Below are 259 nucleotides of genomic sequence, written 5' to 3' on the forward strand. Positions count from 1 at the left end.
AAATTGATATACTCCCTTGGTGTACCATCCTGGGTATAAACGTCAGCAACTCGGAGCTTGACAATCGCTCCCCAGCGTTCGCCAGTATACCAAGCTAAATCAAAAAGTAACTTGTACTTGCGGCTTATAATCTTGCTGCGAATTTTCGAGTAATCCGCATTGGTGAGAATAGCCGCTTGTCCTTCTCTATCGTTTTTCATTCGACCTATTTCTCTTAGATGCCTGTTCCGGTTTAACCATTAGCAAGGGTAAAACCGGA

General features: G+C 43.6%; 1 pseudogene. It reads right to left on the reverse strand.

Annotation, left to right across the window (positions count from 1 at the left end):
* Positions 1-200, reverse strand: a pseudogene (locus tag GNE10_RS35220) (site-specific integrase); the annotation flags it as partial.
* Positions 201-259 lie beyond the last annotated feature (59 nt).

This window comes from Nostoc sp. 2RC (assembly GCF_014222165.1).
Classification (GTDB): domain Bacteria; phylum Cyanobacteriota; class Cyanobacteriia; order Cyanobacteriales; family Nostocaceae; genus Nostoc; species Nostoc linckia.